Source organism: Caulobacter sp. D5, from assembly GCF_003185805.1.
Classification (GTDB): Bacteria; Pseudomonadota; Alphaproteobacteria; order Caulobacterales; family Caulobacteraceae; genus Caulobacter.
The window spans coordinates 1-3,790 of record NZ_QHJY01000472.1; the positions used below are offsets into that span (position 1 = coordinate 1).

At 69.7% G+C, this 3,790-nt stretch carries 4 protein-coding genes and 1 pseudogene; all 5 read right to left on the minus strand.

Annotation, left to right across the window (positions count from 1 at the left end):
• A partial coding sequence (locus tag DMC18_RS23795; protein WP_304539069.1) for an ATP-binding protein occupies positions 1-336 on the minus strand: 336 nt, incomplete at its 3' end.
• A complete protein-coding gene (ybgF, locus tag DMC18_RS23800) occupies positions 333-1,190 on the minus strand; it encodes a tol-pal system protein YbgF (protein ID WP_110118456.1) in 858 nt (285 codons plus the stop codon). The genes DMC18_RS23795 and ybgF, both read right to left, overlap by 4 nt.
• Before the next feature lie 117 nt (positions 1,191-1,307).
• Positions 1,308-1,883, minus strand: coding sequence for a peptidoglycan-associated lipoprotein Pal (gene pal / locus DMC18_RS23805; protein WP_110118457.1), 576 nt, complete (start codon positions 1,881-1,883; stop codon positions 1,308-1,310).
• Positions 1,884-2,096: 213 nt separating this feature from the next.
• Complete coding sequence (tolB, locus tag DMC18_RS23810; protein WP_110118459.1) at positions 2,097-3,395, minus strand: Tol-Pal system beta propeller repeat protein TolB; 1,299 nt, start codon at positions 3,393-3,395, stop codon at positions 2,097-2,099.
• A 71-nt stretch (positions 3,396-3,466) separates the two neighbouring features.
• A pseudogene (locus tag DMC18_RS23815) lies at positions 3,467-3,790 on the minus strand (energy transducer TonB); the annotation flags it as partial.

The following is a 3,790-nucleotide window of genomic DNA, read 5'->3' on the forward strand; positions in this document are numbered from 1 at the left end:
CAGCAGGGCGTGGCGGGCGGCGCGGGCGGCGGCGGGCAGGCCCGTCGAGGGTTTGTCGCCGGTCCAGTGCAGGGCGCGAGCGTCGGCTCCAAGCGCCCGGGCCTTGGCCAGGGCGTCGGCGGTCCAGGCCTGGCTGGCGGCATTGAGACCGTGATCGACGGTCAGGGCCAGCACCGGCCGACCATGCAAGGCGGCCCAGTCGAGCGTCAGCCGCAGCAGGGCCAGGCTGTCGCTGCCCCCCGAAAAGCCGACGGCCAGGGGCGTGGTCGCCCCCGGCCGAAGACGCCGCTCCAGGACGGCGGCGAAGACGCTGGAAAGGTCGCGCTGGCCGGTCAGGCCGCGCACTTGGCCTGGACGCGGGTGCTCTTGGCCTTGCTGACCACGTCGGCCGGAGCCTTCGGATAGCGCTTGGTCAGTTCGTCCAGGGTGCGGCAGGCGTCGGCAGGCTTCTTCAGCGCGATCAGCGAGCGCGACAGCTTCAGCACGGCGTTGGGCGCCCAGCTGGTCTGCGGCCAGCCGCGCACCGCGCCCAGATAGGAACCGGCCGCGTCGCCATAGGCCTCGCGCACGAACTGGGTCTCGCCCAGCCAGTAGCGGGCCTCGGGCGCCTTGGCGTCGTCGGGATAGGCGCTGACGAAACCGCCGAAGGCGTTCTCGGCGCCGGTGTAGTCGCCATCCAGCAGCAGCTGGCGGGCCTGCTTGAAGGCGGTCGCCGGATCGGCCGGGGGCGGCGGAGGCGGCGGCGGGATCTGGGCCGCGGCGGCCGTGGCGGCGGCGGCCTCCAGCGTGGTGATCTTGCCTTCCAGGGCGGCCAGGCGCTGTTCCAGCTGGTCGGCGCGGGCCTTCTGGCCGTCCGAGGCGCGGCGGGCCACGTCGATGTCGTGGGTCAGGGTCTCGTTCTGGCCGTTCATCCGCTGGATCGTCTGTTCCAGGTCGGTGATCCGGTCGTTGAGCGCGGCGATCTGGGCGTCGGTCTCGGCGGTCTGCACGACCACCGGCTTGCCGGTGTCGCGCCCCTGGAAGACGATCGCCCGCAGCTCGCGAACGACCTTCTCCATCTTCTCGATGCGCTTGGCCGAACGGTCGTCCAGCGGATCGGGCATCGGCGTCTGGGCCAGGGCCGGCGCGGCGGCGGCGATGGCCAGGGCGACGGGCAAGACGGAGGCGAGGAGCGCGGATTTCAGCTTCATGTCGACGATTATGCCCTGGTTGCGGACAAAAGTGCGGCCGGAATAGTCGGGAGCAGACGGAAAGAAGGCCCTCCCCCGGCGTGCGGAGAAGGGCCTTCGATCGGTCAGCCGAGAGGCTTAGCGCGCGCCGTCGGTGATGGCGGTGCGGGCGTTACGGTTCTTGGCCCAGGCGTTTTCGTCCGTACCCGGATCCAGCGGACGTTCCTTGCCGAACGAGATCGTCTCGATGCGCGAGGCGGCGACGCCCTGGCCGATCAGGAACTCGCGGACGGCGTTGGCGCGACGCGCGCCCAGGGCCAGGTTGTATTCGCGGGTGCCGCGTTCGTCGGCGTTGCCTTCGATGCGGACGCGGACCGACTGGTAGCGGTTCAGCCACTGGGCCTGACCGGCCAGGACCGGCTGGGCGTCGGCGCGGACCGAGTATTCGTCGGTGTCGAAATAGACGCGGTCGCCGACGTTGACGACGAAGTCCTGGATGGTGCCCGGCAGCGGACCTTGCGGGGTCGGATCCGGAACCGGAGCCGGCGGGGTGTAGGGCTGCTGCGGCGCCTGCGGCTGGGCCGGCGGCGTCGGCTCGACCGGGCCCGTCGGCTTCGGCCGCGAGGAACAGGCGGCCAGCGAGGCCACGGCCAGGCCGATCAGCGCCAGTCGGGCGGCGCCCTTGGTGTCGAAGCTCATCCAGTATCTCCTCAAGTCTAGGTACGGCCTGGGTTCAAAACTCTTACCGGCGCTGCTCTTGCTCCGCCCCGCAAAAACGTTCCCTGGACCTCACAATGGCGTCAGACAGACGCTGTTCCACCTCGTTTCACCTAGCGGGTGAATGGCGGATGAACAGCAACGCTCCAACGCGCCGGGTCTGTGGAAAGTTGCGAAACCTTCGCGTTTCTCAGCTCCGAACGGGTAAAATCAGTCCAGAAGCGGCGACCAGGCGGGGTCGGACGCCGCGCCCGGATAGGCGGCCGGACGCAGGATCCGGCCGGTGATGTCGACGGTCCAGAGACGCGGATTGCCGGCGCTGCCTTCGCGGAAGAACATCAGCACCCGGCCGTTCGGCGCCCAGGTCGGGCCCTCGTCCAGATAGCTGGTGGTCAGCAGGCGCTCGTCGCCGCCGTCGGTCTTCATCACGCCGATGTGGAACTGGCCGCCGGTCTGCTTGGTGAAGGCGATGTAGTCGCCGCGCGGGCTCCACACCGGGGTGGTGTAGCGGCCGCCGCCGTAGGAGATGCGGCGCACGCCCGAGCCGTCGGCGTTCATCACATAGAGCTGGGCCTGGCCGCCGCGGTCGGAGTTGAAGACGATCTTCGTGCCGTCCGGCGAGAACGACGGCGAGGTGTCGATGGCCGGGTCGGTGGTGATGCGGGTCGACTGGCGGGTGCGCAGGTCGAGCACGTAGATGTCGCTGTTGCCGCCCTTCTCGACCGAGAAGGCCACCTTCTTGCCGTCCGGCGAGAAGCGCGGGGCGAACACCATGCCGGGGAAGCGGCCGACCGTCTCCTGGCGGTTGGTCTGCAGGTTCAGCAGGTAGATGCTCGACCCCGTCGGCCGCAGGGCCATGTAGGTCAGCTCCTGGCTGGTGGCCGAGAAGCGCGGGGTCATCACGATCGACGAGCCGTCGGTGATGTACTGCGGGTTGGCGCCGTCCTGGTCCATGATGCCCAGGCGCTTGACCCGGGCGAGCTTGGGGCCGCTCTCGGCGACGAAGGCCACGCGGGTGTCGAAATAGCCCTTCTCGCCGGTCAGACGCTCATAGACCGCGTCGCTGATCTTGTGGGCCACGCGGCGCCAGTTCTCGGCCGTGGAGGTGAACTGCAGGCCCAGCAGCTGCTGCTGGCTGAAGGTGTCCCACAGGCGGAAGTCGACGCGCAGCGAGCCGTCGGCGCCGACCGTCACCTGGCCGTTGATCAGCGCCTGGGCGCCGGTGGCCTGCCAGTCGGGGAAGCGCGGCTGAACGTTCACGTCGGCCAGCTTGTCGGTCACGCCGCCGACGTTCAGCGGCTGGAACAGGCCCGAGCGCTCGAGATTGCCGCTGATGACCTGGGCGATGTCGGCCCCGCGCTGGGCGCCGGCGAAGGCCGGGATGGCCACCGGCATCGGCTTGACCGCGCCCTTGTCGATGTCGATCTCGATCTGGGCGGCCGCGACGCCCGGCAGGGCGGCGGTCGCGGCGAAGCCTGCCAGGGCCAGGCTCATGGCCAGGAGCGGCATGGCGAGGCGATGCTTGCGCTGGGTCATCGTCGGGCTTCCTTCCATCTCGTCTCTTCGGCGTCGTTCGACGTCTAACGCGCGGCGCAGGCGTCGCGCGCCTTGAAGTTCAGGTTGAGCTGCGTGTTGTAGTACTGCGGCGCCAGGCCTTCGAACGGCGCCGACTGATAGACGGCGCGGATCGCCCGCTCGGCCTCGGTGCGTACGATGGCGTCGCTCGAGTTCTCGGCCCCGTTGGCGGTCACCTGACCCGAGACGCGGCCGTTCGGCGTAAGCTTGAAGACAAGCTTCACCTGCATGGCGCCGCCGCCCACGACCTCGCAGTTGGGGTTCCAGCTCCGCTGGATCTCGTCCTTCATGCCGTTGAGGGCCGCCGACTGCAGGGCGGTCATCTCGCC

What these genes read in the sequence shown, in the direction of transcription:
- tolB (WP_110118459.1), bottom strand. Translation starts at nt 3,395, where the DNA reads ATGCCGCTCCTGGCCATGAGCCTGGCCCTGGCAGGCTTCGCCGCGACC.
- ybgF (WP_110118456.1), bottom strand. Translation starts at nt 1,190, where the DNA reads ATGAAGCTGAAATCCGCGCTCCTCGCCTCCGTCTTGCCCGTCGCCCTG.